This window comes from Pseudomonas sp. TE3-3-F2023 (genome assembly GCF_036784815.1).
Taxonomy (GTDB): Bacteria; Pseudomonadota; Gammaproteobacteria; order Pseudomonadales; family Pseudomonadaceae; genus Aquipseudomonas; species Aquipseudomonas pudica.
In genome coordinates, this window is sequence record NZ_CP145113.1 from 2,682,575 (window position 1) to 2,701,460 (window position 18,886).

The 18,886-nt window shown below is 64.9% G+C and carries 19 protein-coding genes; 11 read left to right on the top strand and 8 right to left on the bottom strand.

Translation table 11 applies throughout. The features are described 5' to 3' along the window. The first annotated feature begins 151 nt into the window (after positions 1–151). A complete protein-coding gene (locus tag V3314_RS12185) occupies positions 152–2,578 on the top strand; it encodes a TonB-dependent receptor (RefSeq protein ID WP_046615890.1) in 2,427 nt (808 codons plus the stop codon). A gap of 114 nt (positions 2,579–2,692) precedes the next feature. Here the strand turns inward: V3314_RS12185 and V3314_RS12190 are convergent, their stop codons facing one another. Continuing rightward, positions 2,693–3,583: a LysR family transcriptional regulator gene (locus V3314_RS12190; RefSeq protein WP_046615891.1), complete on the bottom strand. Its 891-nt coding sequence runs from the start codon at positions 3,581–3,583 to the stop codon at positions 2,693–2,695. Between the two features lie 102 nt (positions 3,584–3,685). On the opposite strand from V3314_RS12190, the gene V3314_RS12195 reads away from it, so the two are divergent. The 6 genes from V3314_RS12195 (at position 3,686) to V3314_RS12220 (ending at position 9,292) form a co-directional block, all read left to right on the top strand. Beyond that, positions 3,686–4,765 carry a polyamine ABC transporter substrate-binding protein gene (locus V3314_RS12195; RefSeq protein WP_338460271.1) on the top strand — a complete coding sequence of 360 codons (1,080 nt, stop codon included), beginning with the start codon at positions 3,686–3,688 and terminating at the stop codon, positions 4,763–4,765. Between the two features lie 25 nt (positions 4,766–4,790). After that, positions 4,791–5,756: an agmatinase gene (gene speB / locus V3314_RS12200; protein ID WP_046615893.1), complete on the top strand. Its 966-nt coding sequence runs from the start codon at positions 4,791–4,793 to the stop codon at positions 5,754–5,756. 189 nt (positions 5,757–5,945) lie between these two features. Continuing rightward, positions 5,946–6,263, top strand: coding sequence for a hypothetical protein (locus V3314_RS12205; protein WP_046615894.1), 318 nt, complete (start codon positions 5,946–5,948; stop codon positions 6,261–6,263). Positions 6,264–6,286: 23 nt separating this feature from the next. Next, entirely contained in the window at positions 6,287–7,438 is a 1,152-nt protein-coding gene (locus V3314_RS12210; protein WP_338460272.1) for a PQQ-dependent sugar dehydrogenase, read from the top strand. Between the two features lie 151 nt (positions 7,439–7,589). Beyond that, positions 7,590–8,696: a cell division protein ZapE gene (zapE, locus tag V3314_RS12215; RefSeq protein WP_338460273.1), complete on the top strand. Its 1,107-nt coding sequence runs from the start codon at positions 7,590–7,592 to the stop codon at positions 8,694–8,696. Between the two features lie 14 nt (positions 8,697–8,710). Next, complete coding sequence (locus tag V3314_RS12220; protein ID WP_046615897.1) at positions 8,711–9,292, top strand: DinB family protein; 582 nt, start codon at positions 8,711–8,713, stop codon at positions 9,290–9,292. Positions 9,293–9,323: 31 nt separating this feature from the next. On the opposite strand, the gene V3314_RS12225 is transcribed toward V3314_RS12220, so the two are convergent. The 4 genes from V3314_RS12225 to V3314_RS12240 all read right to left on the bottom strand — a co-directional run bounded on the left by V3314_RS12225 (position 9,324) and on the right by V3314_RS12240 (position 11,442). Then, positions 9,324–10,322 (bottom strand): alpha/beta hydrolase, encoded by a 999-nt coding sequence (locus V3314_RS12225; protein ID WP_046615898.1) that lies wholly within the window; start codon positions 10,320–10,322, stop codon positions 9,324–9,326. A gap of 75 nt (positions 10,323–10,397) precedes the next feature. After that, the gene (locus V3314_RS12230) at positions 10,398–10,835 is read right to left on the bottom strand and encodes a YqaA family protein (protein WP_013971818.1); all 438 of its coding nucleotides are present in this window, start codon (positions 10,833–10,835) and stop codon (positions 10,398–10,400) included. Continuing rightward, positions 10,835–11,266 carry a DUF411 domain-containing protein gene (locus V3314_RS12235; protein WP_046615899.1) on the bottom strand — a complete coding sequence of 144 codons (432 nt, stop codon included), beginning with the start codon at positions 11,264–11,266 and terminating at the stop codon, positions 10,835–10,837. The genes V3314_RS12230 and V3314_RS12235 overlap by 1 nt, the downstream gene beginning before the upstream one ends. Positions 11,267–11,277: 11 nt before the next feature. Further along, positions 11,278–11,442, bottom strand: coding sequence for a hypothetical protein (locus V3314_RS12240; RefSeq protein ID WP_158090606.1), 165 nt, complete (start codon positions 11,440–11,442; stop codon positions 11,278–11,280). A 90-nt stretch (positions 11,443–11,532) separates the two neighbouring features. On the opposite strand from V3314_RS12240, the gene V3314_RS12245 reads away from it, so the two are divergent. Then, the gene (locus V3314_RS12245) at positions 11,533–12,183 is read left to right on the top strand and encodes a hypothetical protein (RefSeq protein ID WP_046615900.1); all 651 of its coding nucleotides are present in this window, start codon (positions 11,533–11,535) and stop codon (positions 12,181–12,183) included. Between the two features lie 9 nt (positions 12,184–12,192). On the opposite strand, the gene yegQ is transcribed toward V3314_RS12245, so the two are convergent. After that, positions 12,193–13,512: a tRNA 5-hydroxyuridine modification protein YegQ gene (gene yegQ / locus V3314_RS12250; protein WP_046615901.1), complete on the bottom strand. Its 1,320-nt coding sequence runs from the start codon at positions 13,510–13,512 to the stop codon at positions 12,193–12,195. 133 nt (positions 13,513–13,645) lie between these two features. On the opposite strand from yegQ, the gene V3314_RS12255 reads away from it, so the two are divergent. Then, positions 13,646–14,710: an AI-2E family transporter gene (locus V3314_RS12255; RefSeq protein WP_046615902.1), complete on the top strand. Its 1,065-nt coding sequence runs from the start codon at positions 13,646–13,648 to the stop codon at positions 14,708–14,710. Positions 14,711–14,852: 142 nt separating this feature from the next. Here the strand turns inward: V3314_RS12255 and phnX are convergent, their stop codons facing one another. Continuing rightward, on the bottom strand, positions 14,853–15,680 hold the full coding sequence (gene phnX, locus V3314_RS12260) for a phosphonoacetaldehyde hydrolase (protein ID WP_046615903.1): 828 nt from the start codon (positions 15,678–15,680) through the stop codon (positions 14,853–14,855). A 33-nt stretch (positions 15,681–15,713) separates the two neighbouring features. Continuing rightward, positions 15,714–16,820 carry a 2-aminoethylphosphonate--pyruvate transaminase gene (locus V3314_RS12265; protein ID WP_046615904.1) on the bottom strand — a complete coding sequence of 369 codons (1,107 nt, stop codon included), beginning with the start codon at positions 16,818–16,820 and terminating at the stop codon, positions 15,714–15,716. Positions 16,821–16,932: 112 nt separating this feature from the next. On the opposite strand from V3314_RS12265, the gene V3314_RS12270 reads away from it, so the two are divergent. Both V3314_RS12270 and V3314_RS12275 read left to right on the top strand, forming a co-directional pair. Next, the gene (locus V3314_RS12270) at positions 16,933–17,796 is read left to right on the top strand and encodes a LysR substrate-binding domain-containing protein (protein WP_046615905.1); all 864 of its coding nucleotides are present in this window, start codon (positions 16,933–16,935) and stop codon (positions 17,794–17,796) included. Positions 17,797–17,853: 57 nt separating this feature from the next. Then, entirely contained in the window at positions 17,854–18,876 is a 1,023-nt protein-coding gene (locus tag V3314_RS12275; protein ID WP_085601645.1) for an AraC family transcriptional regulator, read from the top strand. Positions 18,877–18,886 lie beyond the last annotated feature (10 nt).

The window sequence follows — 18,886 nt, forward strand, 5'->3', positions numbered from 1 at the left end:
GGAGCAGCCTTGTGCTGCGAAGAGACCGGCACAGAAATAAAAATATTTTCCATTTGGCACTGCAAGTTCCTGCACGCCAGATCGTCGTAGTGGGACTGATCAGCAACCCATTCTCATTTACGACTTGTCAGGAAGCTCATTCGTGCCTCTGATGCTCAAGCCTTCGCACCGCCGTCGCGGTCCACTTCACCATGCCCTGATGTCCTGCAGTGCCCTGGCCATGCTGGTCGGCCCGCTGCAGGCGTTTGCCTCGACCGCCACCGAACAGGCCCAGACCCAGGCCCGTCAGGTCCAGCTCGACCTGCCGGCCCAGTCGTTGGACCAGGCCCTGACCACCTTCGCCGACCAGGCCGGCCTGCACCTGCTGTACACCACTGGCGACGTCGCCGGCCAGGCCAGCCCGGCCTTGCAGGGCAGCTACAGCATCGAGCAGGCCCTGCAGCAGTTGCTGGCCGGCAGCGGCATGAGCTGGCACTTCAGCGACGCCCGCACGGTGACCCTGCGCAAGGCCGACGCCGCGCCGCAGGCGGTCAACCTCAAGCCGATCGAGGTCAGCGTGGCCTCGCGCACCAGCACCGCGATCAGCGAAATCCCCGGCACCGTGTGGGTGGTCGACCAGCAGCAGCTGCGCGAGCAGATCGATAGCGGTGTCAGCCTGAAGGAAGCCATCGGCAAGCTGGTGCCAGGCCTCGACCTGGCACCGGAAGGGCGCACCAACTACGGCCAGAACATGCGCGGGCGCAACGTGCTGGTGATGATCGACGGGGTCAGCCAGAACAGCTCGCGCGGCCTGTCGCGCCAGTTCGACAGCATTTCGCCGTTCAATGTCGAGCGCGTCGAAGTGCTGTCTGGCGCCAGTGCCATCTACGGCGGCGGCGCCACCGGCGGCATCATCAACATCGTGACCAAGAAGGGCGAACCCGGCCCGGCGCGCTTCGAGACCCAGCTCGGTGCCAGCAGCGGCTTCAACAACAGCGATGACCTGGCCACCCGCTTCGCCCAGTCGATCAGTGGCGGCAACGAGCGGTTCAACGCCCGGCTGGGGGTTTCCGGCGAGCAGAACGAAGCCTTCTACGACGGTGCCGGCGACCAGATCTTCATCGACAACACCCAGACCGACCTGCAGTACAACCGCACCATCGACGTGCTCGGCACCTTGGGGATGCAGCTGAACGACCAGCAGAGCCTCGACCTGTTGGCTCAGTACTATGACTCGGGCAACCACGGCAGCACCGGCATCTACTTCCCCAACCTGAACTACAACGCCCCCTCCGACCTGGAAGACGCCGAGCTGCGCAGCGGCTACTCGTCGGACCTGGAGCCGCGCACCCGGCGCCTGCTGCTCAACGCCAACTACCACCACACCGACGTGCTGGGCCAGGACTTCTACCTGCAGGCCTCGTACCGCAAGGAAGACGACAACTTCTACCCGTTCCCGTACTACAACCGCGCCACGCCCACCGGCTCGCGCGGGGTGTACTTTGCCGCCTCGCAGCAGAACTTCGAAGTCACCAGCCTCAAGGGCCTGTTCGCCAAGCAGTGGGACGCGCTGAAGCTGACCTACGGCGTCGACCTGGACCGCGAGCGCTTCAACGCCGAGCAGACCACCTTCAACGCCCAGACGTCGTCCGAGTCGGGTGGCCTGGAGCTGGAAAAGGAAAGCAAGGCCGCACGCTACCCCAGCTACCGGGTCGATGGCGTGTCGGTATACGCCCAGCTGGACTGGCATGCCACCGATAACCTGACCCTGTCCGGCGGCGCAAGGCGCCAGCAGATGGACGTGGACGTCAGCGACTTCAAGGGTGTGCCCGGTGGCAGCAACGATTACCAGGTCAACCTGTTCAACGTGGGTGCCATCTACGACTTCAAGAATGGCCACCAGGTATGGACCAACTACGGCGAAGGCTTCGACTTGCCCGACCCGGCCAAGTACTACGGCAAGCCCGGCCTGAGCGTGGCCGACAACCCACTGGCTGGCATCAAGAGCCGCCAGGTGGAGCTGGGCTGGCGCTATGCCGACCTGGACTGGGATGCCCAGGCGGCGCTGTACTACATCTGGTCGGACAAGATCATCAACGTCGATTCGCAGACGCTGACCATCAATGTAGAAGACCAGAAAAGCCGCGACTTCGGTTTTGAAGGCGCTTTGACCCGGCACTTCCAGACCGGCTGGGAAGCCGGCGGCACCCTGCACCTGACCCGCTCCGAGGAAGAGGACGCGGATGGCGGCTGGATCAAGCGCGATGCCCGCTATGCCTCGCTGTCCAAGGCTACCGCTTTCGTTGGCTGGAAGGGCGATGGCCGCAGTGCGCGGCTGCAGGCCAACCATGCCTTCAGCCTGAAGGACGATGCCGACCACGAGATCGACGGCTATACCACCTTCGACCTGCTGGGCAGCCAGGACACCGGCTTCGGCACCTTCAGCGCCGGCATCCAGAACCTGCTGGACAAGCAGTACAGCACGGTCTGGGGGCAGCGTGCGACGCTGTTCTACTCACCGACCTACGGGCCGGCGTACCTGTATGACTACCAGGGGCGCGGACGTACCTACACCCTGACCTGGAGCATGGCTTACTGATGGGTGTCGTCTGTCCCGGCCTCTTCGCGGGTAAACCCGCTCCCACAGGCACGGCGCAGCCCTCAGGCTGTGTGAGAACCCTGTGGGAGCGGGTTTGCCCGCGAAGAGGCCGGTTCAGGCAAACGCCGCCAGCAAATCCTGCGCAAACGCCTGCTGTGCCTCGCCAACCGCCTGCGCCCGGTGCCTGGCCAGGGTAAACGGCACCACAAAGTCCAGCCCAGGGTCCAGCGCCCACAACATCCCCTCAGTCTCCCACCCCTGCGCGCAATGGCATGGCAGATAGCCAATATGCCGCCCCGACAGAATGAACGTCAGCACGCTCTCGATCTGCTCCGCCACCGCCATGCTGCGCTGGCTCTGGAACGGCTCGCCGCCCTTGAGCAACCGGTACGGATGGCGCACCTGGTCCATCGCCAGCAACCGCTCCCGCCCAACGCCAGCCTCACCGAACAGCACATGCCCCTTGCCGCAATACAGCCGTTGCCGCTCCTCGAACAGCGGCTGGTAATCGAAGGCTGCCTGGTTGCCGGAAAAGTAGCTGATGGCGTAATCCAGCCGCTGTTCCAGCAACAACCGCTCCAGCTCTGCCGGTGGCGCACTGATCAGCTCCAGCTGCACCGCCTCCTCGCGCCTGCGAAACGCCGCAATGGCCGCTGCCAGCTTCAGGCTTACCGCCTTGTCCTGGTTCTCCGCCATGCCTATGCGCACGGTCCCCAGCAGCCGCCCGGCAACGCCATTGGCCTGCTGGCGAAACTGTTCGATGTTCAGCAACAACCCACGGGCGGCGTCCAGCAACAACGCACCTTTTTCCGTCAGGTGAAAGCCACCCTTGCCGCGGCTGCACAGGCGGTAGCCCAGCCGTGCTTCCAGCTGCGCCATGCGCTGGCTGATGGTGGGCTGGCTCAGGCCCAGCACGCCTTGTGCGGCGCTGAAGCCCCCGGCCTCGACTACAGTGACGAACAGCCGCAGCAGTTGCAGGTCGGGGTCGTGAACTTGTCCGAGCATTACATTGCTCCTGATGAATGTCAGCTTTGAAAACTTGCCATTCCTGCAATGTAACCCGGCTGGCATGCTCGCGGCATCCACCCATTTGCCGAGGTGTCCGCCATGCGTCGATCGTTGTGCCTGCTGTCCCTGTTCCTGGCCTTGCCGCTGCAGGCTGAAGAAAAGGTCGTCAACCTCTACAGCTGGGCCGACTATGTCGCCCCGCAAACCCTCCAGCGCTTCGAGCAGGAAACCGGCTACAAGGTGCGCTACGACACCTTCGACACCACCGAAGTGCTGGAAACCAAGCTGCTTACCGGTGGCAGCGGCTATGACGTGGTGGTGCCGTCGTCGGCGGTACTGGCCCGGGCGCTCAAGGCCAACGCCCTGCAGCCGCTCGACCCCCAGGCCATGCCCGGCTATGCCAACCTCGACAAGGACCTGCTGGCCAAGCTCGCCGAGGCCGACCCCGGCAACCGCCATGCCGTGCCCTACACCTGGGGCACCCTGGGCCTGGGGGTGAATGTGGAGGCGGTGCGCCAGCGCCTGGGGGATGTGCCGCTGGACAGCCTCGACCTGCTGTTCAAGCCCGAGTACGCCAGCCGGCTGAAGGACTGCGGCATCGCCATGCCCGACTCGCCGCAGGAGGTGATCGGCGTGGCCCTGAATTACCTGGGCAAGGACCCTTACAGCCAGGACAAGGGCGACCTGGGCGCCGCGCAGAACCTGCTGAGCCAGCTGCAGCCGTCGATCAGTTACGTCGCCAATGGCCGGCAGATCAGCGACTTGGCCAACGGTAGCGTGTGCCTGGCGCTGACCTACAACGGTGATGCGGCGATGGCCGCCGACCAGGCGCGCCGCGCCGGCAAGCCGTTCGAGCTGATCTACCGCATCCCCCGCGAAGGCACGCTGGTGTGGCAGGACAACCTGGTCATTCCCAAGGATGCCCCGCACCCCGAGGCTGCGCGGGCGTTCATCACCTTCATGCTCAAGCCCGAGTCGGTGGCCGCGCTGACCAACACGCTGTTCTTCGCCAACGCCAACCAGGCGGCCACGCCGCTGGTGGACGAAGCGGTGCGCAACGACCCGGACATCTACCCGCCGGCCGCGGTGCGCCAGCGCCTGTATGCCGACCGCAGCATGGCCCTGGCCGACCTGCGCCAGCGCAACCGCCTGTGGACCGCGTTCCGCAGCCGCCAGTAACCAATAACGACAAAGGAGCCCGACCGTGGAGCAAGCCGCGAACAACGACCAGGCCATGACCCGCGACAGCCTGTATGGTACCGCTGCGGAAAGTACCTACGCCGGCATTACCAGTTTCTCTCGCCGCCGCTACAGCCGCGACCTGCGTGGCGTCGACGTGGTGGTCAGTGGTGTGCCGTTCGATACTGCCACCAGCAACCGCCCCGGTGCGCGCTTCGGCCCGCGGGCAATCCGCGCTGCCTCGGTGCAGCAAGCCTGGGCCCGGCACTGGCCCTGGGCGTTCGACCCGTTCGACCACCTGGCGGTGATCGACTATGGCGATTGCGCCTTCGACAGCGGCACCCCGCAGTCGGTCCCAGACAGCATCGAGGCCCATGCCACGCATATTCTGCAAGCAGGCTGCGCCATGCTCACCCTGGGTGGCGACCATTTCATCAGCTACCCGCTGCTCAAGGCCCATGCCCACCGCCATGGCCCGCTGGCGCTGATCCATTTCGATGCCCACAGCGATACCTGGCCGGACGAGGAAGGCCAGCGCATCGACCACGGCACCATGTTCTGGCACGCCGCCCGCGAAGGCCTGGTGGACCCGGCCAGCTCGGTGCAGATCGGCCTGCGCACCACCAATGACGACAGCCAGGGCTTTGCCATCCTCGACGCCCGCCAGGTGCACCGGCAGGGCACCGAGGCGGTGATCGCGGCGATTCGCCAGCGGGTGGGCGAGCGGCCGGTGTACCTGACCTTCGATATCGACTGCCTCGACCCGGCCTATGCGCCCGGTACCGGCACACCGGTGTGCGGCGGGCTGAGCACGGTGCAGGCGCTGGAGATCCTCGGCGGGCTGCGCGGCATCAACCTGGTGGGTATGGACCTGGTGGAGGTGGCGCCGGCCTATGACCATGCCGACATCACAGCGCTGGCCGGGGCCACGCTGGCGATGGAAATGCTGTGCCTGTATGCGGCGCGGCACAAGGTGGACAAGGGGCAGTAACCAGGGGCCGCTTTGCGGCCCATTCGCAGCACAAGGCTGCTCCTGCAGGAGGCGACCTTGTGCTGCGAATGGGCCCATACTGAAACATCAGGAATCATCTCCACCCGCATTCACACCTTTGCCGCGAACCCTTCGCGCCTTAGGCTATCAAACCCACCAGGCGCGGCATTTTCGTACAGGAGGTGAAGCATGACCCCAACCTTGCCCATCCTGGCCCTCGGCCTGGTGCTGTGCCTGCCCGCGCAAGCGGCACCCGCGCCGCCATTGCAACTCGCCGCCGGCAACAATAACCCCTACAACAGCCCGATCCAGCGTGCCAACCCCAACAGCCGCCAGGGCAGCATGCCGGCTGCACCACCCGTGCGCGGCCCGTCCACCGACCCGTACCAGCGCACGCCCACCCTGGACAACCGCGGCATCGGCAATGGCGACAACCTGCGCCGCCAGCAGCAAACCCCGAACCTGGAGCCAACCCGACCACCCCGGGGCAACCCGCGCGCGCCATGAGCGCCCTACGAAAGGAATACTGCATGCTTCGAGCACCCTGGCTGGTAACCTTGATCGCCGCCGCACTCCTGCCCCTGCTGGCGCAGGCGGCGGCCGAACAGCAGTTTCGCAGTGAAGAAGGCAGCCTGACCGTCAGCACAGTGGCCGACGGCCTGCGCAACCCCTGGGCCCTGGCGTTCCTGCCTGGCGGCAAGGACATGCTGGTCACCGAGCGCGCCGGCAACTTGCGGGTGGTCAATGCCGAAGGCAAGGTCGGGCCGCCGATCAGCGGTGTGCCCAAGGTCTGGGCGGAGGGCCAGGGCGGCCTGCTGGATGTGGTGCTGTCGCCGGAGTTCGCCAAGGACCGCACCGTCTACCTGTCGTATGCCGAAGAGGGCAGTGACGGCAAGGCTGGTACGGCGGTCGGCCGTGGCCAGTTGTCCCAGGACCGCGCCCGGCTGGAGAACTTCAACGTCATCTTCCGCCAGCAGCCCAAGCTGTCGGAGGGCAACCACTTCGGCTCGCGCCTGGTGTTCGACCGCGACGGCTACCTGTTCATTGCCCTCGGCGAGAACAACCAGCGCCCGACCGCCCAGGACCTGGACAAGCTGCAAGGCAAGATCGTGCGTATCTTGCCGGACGGCGAAGTGCCCAGGGACAACCCCTTTGTCGGCAAGGACAACGTGCGGCCGGAGATCTGGTCGTTCGGCCACCGCAACCAGCAAGGCGCCGCACTCAACCCCTGGACCGGCAAGCTGTGGACCCACGAGCACGGCCCGCGCGGTGGCGACGAGATCAACATTCCCGAGCCCGGCAAGAACTATGGCTGGCCGATTGCGACCCACGGCATCAACTACTCGCTGCTGCCGATCCCCGAGGCCGAGGGCAAGCATGTGCAGGGTATGGTCGACCCGCACCATGTATGGGAGAAGTCGCCGGGCATCAGCGGCATGGCGTTCTACGACAGCCCCACGTTCAAGGCCTGGGACCATAACCTGTTCATTGGCGCGCTGGCCACTCAGGAGCTGATCCGCCTGCAGCTGGATGGCGACAGGGTGGTGCATGAAGAGCGTTTGCTGGGGGAACTGAAGGCGCGTATCCGCGATGTACGGGTGGGGCCGGACGGTTACCTGTATGTGCTGACAGATGACAAGGACGGCGCGTTGCTCAAGGTAGGCCTGGGCGACGGCACCTGACACAGTACAGTACTTGTGGGAGCGGCCTTGTGTCGCGAAAGGGCCGCAGAGCGGCCCCAGGATTTTCGCGTCACGGCGAATATTGCTGGGGCCGCTGCGCGGCCCTTTCGCGACACAAGGCCGCTCCCACAAGGTATGTGTAGAATGCCGCATGGTTATGAATCCCCATTCCCTCTACCAACAGGCCCTGACCACCCAGGGCTATGTCGCCGACCCCGCCCAGGCCCGCGCCGTCGAGGCCTTGCAAGCCTGTTTCCAGGCTGTCGAACAAGGCTGCTCCACCCAGGGCATCTACCTCTGGGGCCCGGTCGGGCGCGGCAAGACCTGGCTGATGGACCAGTTCCACCGCTGCCTGCGGGTACCCAGCCGGCGTCAGCATTTCCATCACTTCATGGCCTGGGTCCACCAGCGGCTGTTCCAGCTCAATGGCACCGCCGACCCGCTGCTGGCGCTGGCTGGGGAACTGGCCGGGCAGATTCGCGTGCTGTGCTTCGACGAGCTGTTCGTCAACGACATCGGTGACGCGATCATCCTCGGCCGCCTTTTCCAGGTGCTGTTCGACCAAGGCGTGGTGATCGTCGCCACCTCCAACCAGCCACCCGAGCAGCTCTACCGCGACGGCTTCAACCGCGAGCGTTTCCTGCCGGCCATCGCCGCCATCCAGCGGCACATGCAGGTACTGCCGGTAGCCGGCGAGCAGGACCATCGCCTGCACCCCGGCGTCGAGCGCCAGCGTTACTGGGTGGAGAAAGCGGGCCAGGCCAGCCAGCTAGCCGAGGTGTTCCGCCAGCTCAGTCCCGGCGATGCAGGCCACGATCAGCCCTTGGCGATCGGCTCCCGGCAGGTGCAGGTGGTGCGGCGCAGCGCGCAGGCCATCTGGTGCCGCTTCACCGACCTGTGCGAACAGCCACTGGCGGCCATGGAGTTCATGGCCCTGTGCGACCGGTTCCCGGCCATCCTGGTGTCGGACATTCCGGCGCTGGGGGGTGAACAGCGGGCCGGCCGCATTGCCCGGGGCACCGAGGATGCGGCGGCGCGGGTGGTGGCGGGTGACCGCGAGCTGCCGGCGCTGTCGCCCAAGGACGACGCAGTGCGCCGCTTCATTGCCCTCGTCGACGAATGCTACGACCGCCGGGTGGCGTTGTACCTGGAGGCACAGGTGCCGCTGGATGCGCTCTACACTCAAGGGTATCTGGCGTTCCCGTACCAACGGACCCTGAGCCGGCTACGGGAGATGCAACTGCAACGCTTCGCCTGAAAAGGAGCCGAACCATGGAGCCGCTGTCGCATCATCTGCTGACCCAGGCCTACAACAATGGCTGGGCCAACCACCGTCTGTACAAGGCCTGCCTGCAACTGACCCAGGACGAATTCGTCGCCCCACGCTGCAGCTTCTTCCCGTCGATCAAGGCCACCCTGAACCATCTGCTGACAGTGGACTGGTTCTACCTGCACATGCTCGAGTGCGAGCAGCGTGGCGAACAGCCCGACGCCGACGGCGAGCGTTTCTTCGACCCGGAGCAGCCATTTGCCACGTGCACCGACCTGCATGCCGAACAGGCCCAGGCCGATCACCGGCTGATCGCCTATTGCCGGGGCCTGCGCGATAGTGAGCTGGGGCGCTATGTGAGCATCGTGCGCCCTGAGCGAGTACAGCGCGAGCAACGGCTGCGGTTGTTGGCGCACCTGTTCGAGCACCAGGTGCATCACCGTGGGCAGGTGCATGCGATGCTCAGTGACACGGCAGTGAGGCCGCCGCAGCTGGATGAGTTTTTCTGCGAGGAAGAGGCGGGGTTGCGGGCGGCGGACTTTGCCGAGCTGGGCTGGACCGAGGAGCAGGTCTGGAAAGTGTAGGGGGCTGCAAAGCGGCCCCTCGACTATTGGCTCACTTGCCCAGCCACTCCACCAGCGTACGGTTGAACCGCACCGGCTCCTCGATCTGCGGCGCATGCCCCATGCCTTCAAAGGTAATCAGCTCACCCTTGGGAATCAGCTTGGCCACCTGCGGCCCCAACACTGCATACTTGCCCAGCTTCGCTTTCACCTCTGGCGGCGCGATATCACTGCCGATGGCTGTGGTGTCCTGGTCACCGATCAGCAGCAGGGTGGGCATCTGCAGCTCCTTGAACTCGTGGTACACCGGCTGGGTGAAGATCATGTCGTAGATCAGCGCCGAGTTCCACGCCACCGCTTCATGCCCAGGCCCCTTGTTCAGGCCCACCAGCATCTGCACCCAGCGCTCGTACTCCGGCTTCCAGCGCCCGGCGTAGTAAGTCTTGCGTTCGTACGCGCGCACGCCTTCGGCATCCAGCTTGAGCTCGCGCGCATACCACTGGTCCACCGTACGGTAGGGCACGCCCAGGGCTTTCCAGTCTTCCAGCCCGATGGGGTTGACCATCGCCAGGCGCTCCACTTGCTGCGGGTACATCAAGGCATAGCGGGTGGCAAGCATGCCGCCGGTGGAATGGCCGAGCACGATGCTTTGCTTCACGCCCAGCTGCTCGAGCAGGGCATGGGTGTTGCTCGCCAGCTGCTGGAAGCTGTACTGGTAATACGCCGGCTTGCTGGAGCTGCAGAAGCCGACCTGGTCCGGGGCGATGACCCGGTAGCCAGCCTTGCTCAGGGCGTTGATGGTAGTTTCCCAGGTGGCAGCGCAGAAGTTCTTGCCGTGCATCAGCACCACGCTGTGGCCGTTGGCCTGGCCTTGTGCGGGCACGTCCATGTAGCCCATCTGCAGGGCCTGGCCCTGGGACTTGAAGTCGAAATGCTTGAGCGGATGCGGGTAGCTGAAGCCCTCCAGCTGGGGGCCGTAGGTGGGCGATTCGGCGGCGATGGCCGAACTGCCGGCGAGGCAGGCCAGGGCCAGGGCGGTTGCGCGCAGCATGGGGGCACTCCGTGTAGGGCCATGTAGAAAGGGGCGACTGTAACAGCCAGTGGACCACGCGGTACGTGAAAGGTGTTACCAGGCGTGAAACCAGCCCAGGGTAATCATCGCCAGCACCCCATAGCGGCCAGCCTTGGCCAGGGTTACCAGCAGCAGGAAGCGCCAGAACGGCTCACGCATGATGCCGGCGATCAGCGTCAGCGGGTCGCCGATCACCGGCATCCAGCTGAGCAGCAGCGACCATTGCCCCCAGCGCTGGTAGCGCTGTTGCGCGCGCTCCAGCTGGGCAGGGCTGAACGGGAACCAGCGCTTGTCGCGCAGGTGCTCGATGGCCCGGCCCAGCACCCAGTTGACCACTGAGCCCAGCACATTGCCCAGGGTCGCCACCAGCAGCAGGGTGGCCCAGGCCTCGGGCTGGCGCAGCAAAAGGCCGACAAGCACGGCCTCCGATTGCAGCGGTAGCAGGGTGGCGGCGCCGAAGGCGCTGAGGAACAGCGCCCACAGGCTTAGCATCAGTAGTTGGCGACCACGGTGTCCTTGCCGTCCTGGGTCACGCCGATGACCTGGTAGGCATCCTTGTGGTCACCCATTTCCATGCCCGGCGAGCCCATCGGCATGCCCGGCACCGCCAGGCCCTTGAGGTCGTTGCGCTTGGCCAGCAGGCGCACCTGCTCGGCCGGCACGTGGCCTTCGACAAACTTGCCGTCGATCACCCCGGTATGGCACGACGCCAGGCGTGGTGCCACGCCCAGGCGTTGCTTGACCTCGCTCATGTTTGGCTCGACATGGTCGTTGACGGTGAAGCCGTTGTCGCGCAGGTGGCTGATCCAGGCCTTGCAGCAACCACAGTTGGGGTCGCGGTAGACGTCGATGGTCTCGCCAGCCTGGGCCAGGCCAGTGACAGCCAGCAGGCCCAGGGGCAGCAGGTGTTTACGCAGCTTCATGAAGCACCTCTTCAAAAACGTGGGCGGATACCGGCGACCAGGCCTGTGCCTTGCACGCGCCCGGTGCCGTTACGGCCCCAGGGGCGGTCCGGTATCCATCGGTTGGCCAGCAGCATAGCGCAAGCGGCTTTCTGGCGCAGCGCGGCCTGTTGCTGTTCGCCAGCGTTGTCAGGCACCCAGTCTACCTGCCTGGTAGTGGTTCCGGATGCCGGCCTGTCATCACGCTGGCTAACGTGCGGCACACCTATCTGAGAGCCTGCTGGATCATGACGCTACCCCTGGACTGCCTGTTGTACTCCAAGACCAATCTGATCGGCATCGGACCAAACCTGTCCGAAGAGGAACGCCAGGACGTGCAAACGTTGCTGGACCATGCCGATGAGTTCGCAAGCCGCTTCCTCGACCGGGACGAGCTATGGAAAAGCTGGTTCGACCGCTTCCGCAATCGCCTGGAGAAACATGGCTGCGTAAGGACGGCCGCCCTGGAGTTGCCGCCCCAGGTCATCAGGGATCATGACGATTTCGATACCAGGCTCGAGCCCATCGGCACAGGCAGCACACCGACGCTGTTGGCCCAACTGGCGCGTGCCTCCATGCAGGAACTGCGAATCAGTGCACACGCCAGCAAGTTCCTGCAGTCTGGCTGGCAGAACGACGTCGCCTCATCGTTTCTGATAACACCTTGCCAGAAGGACGAGGAAGGCCAGATCCATCTGGCGGTCTACTCGTTTCGCTTCAATGGCACGGTGGAGATGCGCGACTTCGGATTCTGGAGCGAGGCCCAGCGTGACATCGTCGTGTGGAACACCGGCACTGTTTACCGTTTTGACCTGGAACGTTTCGCCGCTTTTCGTCAGCAGATTCGTAAAGAGTTGGGCGACCGGCGCCTTGGCGCCATTACCAGGATTGAGCTCTAGCCACCTCGCTCAAGCTGGCAGGTCACGCATCAGCAGGCCGTATGCCAATGGCACCTGCTCGGGAACAGGAAGGTAGATGGTGTGGCCATCGCCCGGGGCGACCTGCAGCGGTTGCTGCTGGCCATTGCTCATATGCTCGAGATCGAAGTGGTAGTTGCCGCGTGGGGTCATCAGTTCCAGGTGGTCACCCACGGCGAAGCGGTTCTTTACCTTGACCTCGGCCAGGCCGTCCACGCGCAGGCCGGTCAGTTCGCCGACGAACTGCTGGCGTTCGGACACCGAGTTGCCGCGTTGGTAGTTCTGGTATTCGTCATGCACGTGACGACGCAGGAAACCTTCGGTGTAGCCGCGCTGCGCCAGAGACTCGAGGTTGTCCATCAGCGAGCGGTCGAATGGCCGCCCGGCCACTGCGTCGTCGATCGCCTGGCGGTACGACTGCACGGCGCGGGCGCAGTAGAAATGCGACTTGGTGCGGCCTTCGATCTTCAGCGAGTGCACGCCGATGGTGGCCAGGCGCCCGACGTGCTGGATGGCGCGCAGGTCCTTGGCGTTCATGATGTAGGTGCCGTGCTCGTCTTCGAACGCCGGCATTTCGGTGCCGGGGCGGTTGCTTTCCTGCAGCAGGAATACCTGGTCGGTCGGCGCACCCAGGCCCAGCGTGGGCTGCACCTCTCGCACAATGTCGCCGGTGGCGTTCTCGGTGGCTGGGGTAGCGTCGTACTTCCAGCGGCAGGCGTTGGTGCAGGTGCCTTGGTTGGCATCGCGCTTGTTGAGGTAGCCCGACAGCAGGCAACGACCGGAGTAGGCCATGCACAGGGCTCCATGGACGAACACCTCCAGCTCCATGTCCGGCGCCTGCTGGCGGATTTCTTCGATCTCTTCCAGCGACAGCTCGCGCGACAGGATCACCCGGCTCAGGCCAAGTTGCTGCCAGAACTGCACGCTGGCCCAGTTCACCGTGTTGGCCTGCACTGACAGGTGCACTGGCATCTGCGGGAAGTGCTGGCGTACCAGCATGATCAGGCCTGGGTCGGACATGATCAGCGCATCCGGTGCCATCTCGATCACCGGCGCCAGGTCCTTGAGGAAGGTCTTGAGCTTGGCATTGTGCGGGGCAATGTTGACCACCACGTAGAAGCGCTTGCCCAGGGCATGCGCCTCCTGGATGCCCAGGGCCAGGTTGGCATGGTCGAACTCATTGTTGCGCACCCGCAAGCTGTAGCGTGGCTGGCCGGCGTAGACCGCGTCGGCGCCGTAGGCGAAGGCGTAGCGCATGGTCTTGAGGGTGCCGGCGGGGGCCAGCAGTTCGGGCTTGGCGATAGGGTTCATGTGCGCACCGGAGCAAAAGGCGCGGATGCTAGGGCTGGCAGATACGGCGCGTATTGACTTGCATCAAGGGAATGACGGCACTTTTACCAAGGCGCGGTGCACTAATAACGCATAAGCCATGCGAGGAACCGCGATGAACCAGACCGCCCTGCAGAACAAAGCCCTGGCAGTACTGCTGGCGCTGGTGACCATCGCCTTCATCTGGATCCTGTTGCCGTATTACGGTGCCATCTTCTGGGCGGTGATACTCGGCATCCTGTTCGCTCCGCTGCAGCGCCACCTGCTGCTGCGTTTTGGCCGTCGGCGCAACCTGGCCGCGGCAACCACCTTGCTGGTGTGCCTGCTGGTGGCGATCCTTCCGGTGATCATCACCAGCGCGCTGCTGGTGCAGGAGGGCGCCACCCTGTACCAGCGCATCGAGCATGGGGAGCTGGATATTGCCGGCTATGTCGAGCGCGGCAAGGACATGCTTCCGGCTTTTGCCCAGCGGGGGCTGGACAGCATGGGCATGGGCAATCTCGACGGGCTGCGCGACAAGATCACCAAATGGGCAACCCAAGGCAGCCAGGTGCTGGCCAGCCAGGCGTTCAACTTTGGGCAGGGCACCTTCGAGTTCGTGATCAGCTTCGGCATCATGATGTACCTGTTGTTCTTCTTCCTGCGCGAAGGCGCGGAGGTCGCCCGCCAGGTGCGTCTGGCAGTGCCGCTGCCTGAACACCAGAAGCGCCGTTTGCAGCTGAAGTTCAACCGTGTGGTGCGGGCGACGGTGAAAGGTAACGTGCTGGTGGCCATTACCCAGGGGGCGCTGGGCGGTTTCATCTTCTGGGTGCTGGGTATCCCGAGTGCGCTGGTGTGGGCGGTGCTGATGGCGTTTCTGTCGCTGTTGCCTGCGGTAGGTGCGGGGATCGTGTGGGCGCCGGTAGCGGCGTATTTCCTGCTGACCGGTGCAATTTTGTCGGGGGTGATCCTGACCGCATTCGGCGTGCTGGTGATCGGCCTGGTGGACAACTTGTTGCGGCCGATCCTGGTGGGCAAGGACACGCGAATGCCGGACTACCTGATTCTGGTGTCGACGCTGGGCGGGCTGGCGGTGTTCGGGCTCAACGGCTTCGTGATCGGGCCATTGATCGCGGCACTGTTCGTGTCGAGTTGGGCGATCTTTGCGGCAACCAAACCCCGGGTGCAGTTGCCGGAGTAGGGGCGGGCCTTGCTGGGGCTGCTTTGCAGCCCATCGCCGGCAAGCCAGCTCCCACAAATACAGCGTTGTTCTCAAGATTGTCGCTGGACCTGTGGGAGCTGGCTTGCCGGCGGTGGGCCGCAAGGCGGCCCCCATGGCCGGGTCAGGATGTTTGTGGCATCTCACCCTTGGCCAGGCGCCGGTTGATGTCGGCGATCACTTCGGGCAGTTCGTTGATGGTGTCGATCAGGTAGTGCGGCCGGGAGCCGGCGAACAGGGCGTGGATGCGCTGGCGCTCGCTTTCCAGCTTTTCGGCGCTCAGTGCGCGATAGCCTTCCCAGGTCAGCCCCAGGGCATTGCCCGAGCACACCAGGGCCACGGTCCACATGCCGGCGCGGCGGCCTTCGAGAATACCTGGTACGGTGTCGTCGACCTTCACGCACGCCGCCACATCGTCGATACCCAGCGCGATCACGTTGGCCAGGGCCTGGGCCGGCCATGGGCGGCCGTTCGGGGTTTCGTCGGTGGCCACCACATGGTCGGCCACATAGCCGTTTTGCGCGGCCAGCTCCACCACCTTGTCCATCACCACCTTCGGGTAGCCCGAGCAAGAGCCGATCTTCAGGCCTTCCTGGCGCAGGCCGGTGAGTGTGTCCAGGGCGCCAGGGATCAGCGCCGAGTGCACGGCGATCTTTTCGATCTGCAGCGGCATGAAGCGGTTGTAGATGGCGGTGACATCATCGTCGGTCGGGGTACGGCCGAACACCTTGCGGTAGCGCTCGGCAATTTCTGGCACATCGCACAGAGTGCGGATGTGGTCCCACTTGCCCATGCCCATCGGGCCGCGGGCTTCTTCGATGGACACCTGCACATCGAATTCGGCAAAGGCTTCGACAAAGATCTGGGTCGGGGCGAAGGAGCCGAAGTCGACCACGGTGCCGGCCCAGTCGAGGATGGCGGCTTGCAGCTGGGTAGGGTTGCTGTAGTTCATGTGCGCTTGTTCCTGAATTGGGTGGGCAAAGGGTCAGATGTCCAGCACTTCCATTTCCCGCAGCACCTCGGCCACGGCATTCACGGCGGCCTGCATGCCATCCGCTCCGACCACGCCGATGCAGCCGACACGGAAGGTTTCCACCTGGGTCAGCTTGCCCGGGTAGAGTATGAAACCCTTGGCCTTGACCCGTTCGTAGAAGTCCTTGAACTGGTAGCGGGGATCGTTCGGTGCGTGGAAGGTGACGATGATCGGCGCCTGGATCTCGGCAGGCAGGAAGCTGCGCAGGCCGATGGCGGCCATGCCATCGAGCAAGGTCTTGCAGTTGTCGGCGTAGCGCTGGTGGCGCGCTGGCAGCCCCCCTTCCTCGTTGTATTGCTGCAGCGCTTCGTGCAGGGCTGCGACCACGTGAGTCGGCGGGGTGAAGCGCCACTGGCCGGTCTTGGCCATGTAGGTGTGCTGGTCGTGCAGGTCCATGGCCAGCGAATGGGCATTGCCTTCGGCTGCGGCCAGGGCGGTTTTCTCGGCGAACACGAAGCCCATGCCAGGTACCCCTTCCAGGCATTTGCCGGAGGCGGCAATCAGCGCCTCGAAGGGGATGGCGCGGGCATCGATCGGCAGTGCGCCGAACGAGCTCATGGCGTCGATGATCAGGCGCTTGCCGTGGCCTTTGACCACTTGGGCGATCTCGGGCAGCGGGTTGAGAATACCGGTGCTGGTTTCGCAGTGGATCAGCGCGACATGGGTGATGGCGGGGTCGGCGGCCAGCAGGCGGTCGACGTCGGCGGCGGTGGTCGGCTGGTCTTCGGCAGTTTCGAAGGTGCTGTAGGCACGGCCCAGCACTTTGCATATCTTCGCCAGGCGCTGGCCATAGGCGCCATTGATAAGCACCAGGACCTTGCCATCACGCGGCACCAGGGTGCCGATGGCCGCTTCCACGGCGAAGGTGCCGCTGCCTTGCAGGGGGACGCAGTGGTGGCTGGCGCTGCCGTCGATGATGGCCAGCAGTTGCTCGCAGACACTGGCAGTCAGTTGGTTGAAGTCGCGGTCCCAGGAGCCCCAGTCCACCAGCATTGCTTGACGGGTGCGGATTGATGTGGTCAGGGGACCTGGGGTCAGCAGAATCGGGGCGTTGCTCATTCCGTTATTCCTCACAAGCGGTGGGCTGAAACTACGGGGCCTAGGTTGCAATTGGCGCTGTCATCAATCAAATTGTTTGTTGTTATTCGAGCTATAAGTCAGGCCGATAAATATGAACCTGTTCCAGTTGCGTGCCTTCGATGCCGTGGCCCGTGAGGGCAGCTTCACCCGTGCCGCCGCACGCCTGTTCATCAGCCAGCCGGCAGTGACCGGGCACGTGAAGGCGCTGGAGGAGCACTACCAGATCACCTTGCTGCGGCGTACCGCGCGGCGGGTGGAGTTGACCGAAGAGGGCACCCGCCTGGCGGCCATCACCCGCGCCATGTTCGGCCTGGCCGAAGAGGCGCAGGCCATGCTCGAGGCCAACCGCCAATTGCTGACCGGGCGCCTGGAGGTGGCGGCCGATGGCCCGCACCGGGTCATGCCGATGCTGGCGCTGCTGCGCGAGCGCTACCCGGGCATTACCGTCAACCTGCGCCTGGGTAATGCCCAGGAAACCTTGGCGGCATTGCTCAGCGAGCATGCCGATGTGGCCGTGCTGACCGAGATCGAGCCGCGCAAAGGCCTGCATTTGCAGAACCTGTGCGAGTCGCGGTTGTGCGCCTTGCTGCCGGCGGGGCATGCCTGGGCCAACGGCGATGGCGACTTGCCGCTGGCTGAGCTGCACCAGCAGATCATGGTGTTGCGCGAACCCAGCTCCACTACGCGGCGCACCTTCGACAAGGCCTGCAGCAAGGCCGCCGTGCAACCTCGGGTGCTGCTGGAACTGGATAGCCGCGAGGCGGTGACCGAAGCGGTGGCCTCTGAGCTGGGCATTGGCGTGGTCTCGTCCACCGAAGTGGCCAATGACCCGCGGGTAGTGGCGCGGCCACTGGCCGGTGACGGCCTGGTCAACCAGCACCTGATCGGCTGCCTGGAGCGTCGCCGCGAACTGCGCCTGATCCAGGCGTTTCTCGGCCTGGCGGCGGGGCTGTGATGGCTGTTTTCAGCGGGGCGGCCTAAGATGGCCGGCATTGAGCCGACAGGACTGTCGATGAGCGAGAAAGACACCATTTCCATGCAGCTGGTGCGCGAGGCGCTGTTGCAGACGTGCCCCGCCGGCGAGCCCGATACCGGCTTGCTGGCCCGGGCGGGTATCGCCGTCGAACAGCTGCACCTGCCAGCGGCTCGAGTCAGCGCCGAGTCCTATGCCCGGCTCTGGCGTCTGCTGGCGCGGCGCTGCAACGATGAGTTCTTCGCCATGGACCCGCGCGGTCTGCGCAGCGGCAGCCTGGCGTTCATGTGCCGCGCCAGCATGGGCCAACCGAACCTGGGCGCCGGCCTGGAAACCGCGCTGGCGTTCCTGTCACTGATGCTTGAAGACCTGCAGCCAAGCCTGGTGCGCCAACAAGGCCTGGCCGAAATCGTCATCAACGAACCGCGTGACACACCGCGCCGCGCTTTCACCTATTTCACCTTCTGGATGATTGTGCACGGTGTGACTTGCTGGCTGGCCGGGCGGCGTATCCCCATCCTGGCCATCGATCTGCGCTGTGCCGAGCCGCCGTTCTGCGATGACTACCGGGTGATGTTTTCGGAGAACCTGCAGTTCGAGCGCCCGCGTACGCGCATGATCATCGCTGCCGACTGCCTCGAGCTGCCGCTGCGGCGCAGCGAAGAAGAACTGCAGCGCTTTCTGGCCGAGGCGCCGGGCAACATCCTGGTCAAGTACCGTGACCCGGCCAGCCTCGGGCGGCGCATTCGCACCGATCTGCTGCGCCTGGACCCTGGGCAGTGGCCCGATGGCGACAGCCTGGCGCGCCAGTTGTGCCTGTCACCCTCGACCCTGCGCCGACGGCTGGCCGAGGAGGGGCAGAATTACCAAGGCCTGAAGGACAGCGTGCGACGTGAGCTGGCGATTGCCTGGCTGAGCCAGGAAGATGCGGCCATGGGCGAAATCGCCGAGCGCCTGGGCTTTGCAGACAGCAGTTCGTTCTACAAGGCGTTTCGCAAGTGGTTCGGCTGCAACCCCGGGCATTACCGGGCGCTGGTCCTCAAACGCGGCAGTGGCGGCTAGGGAACCACGC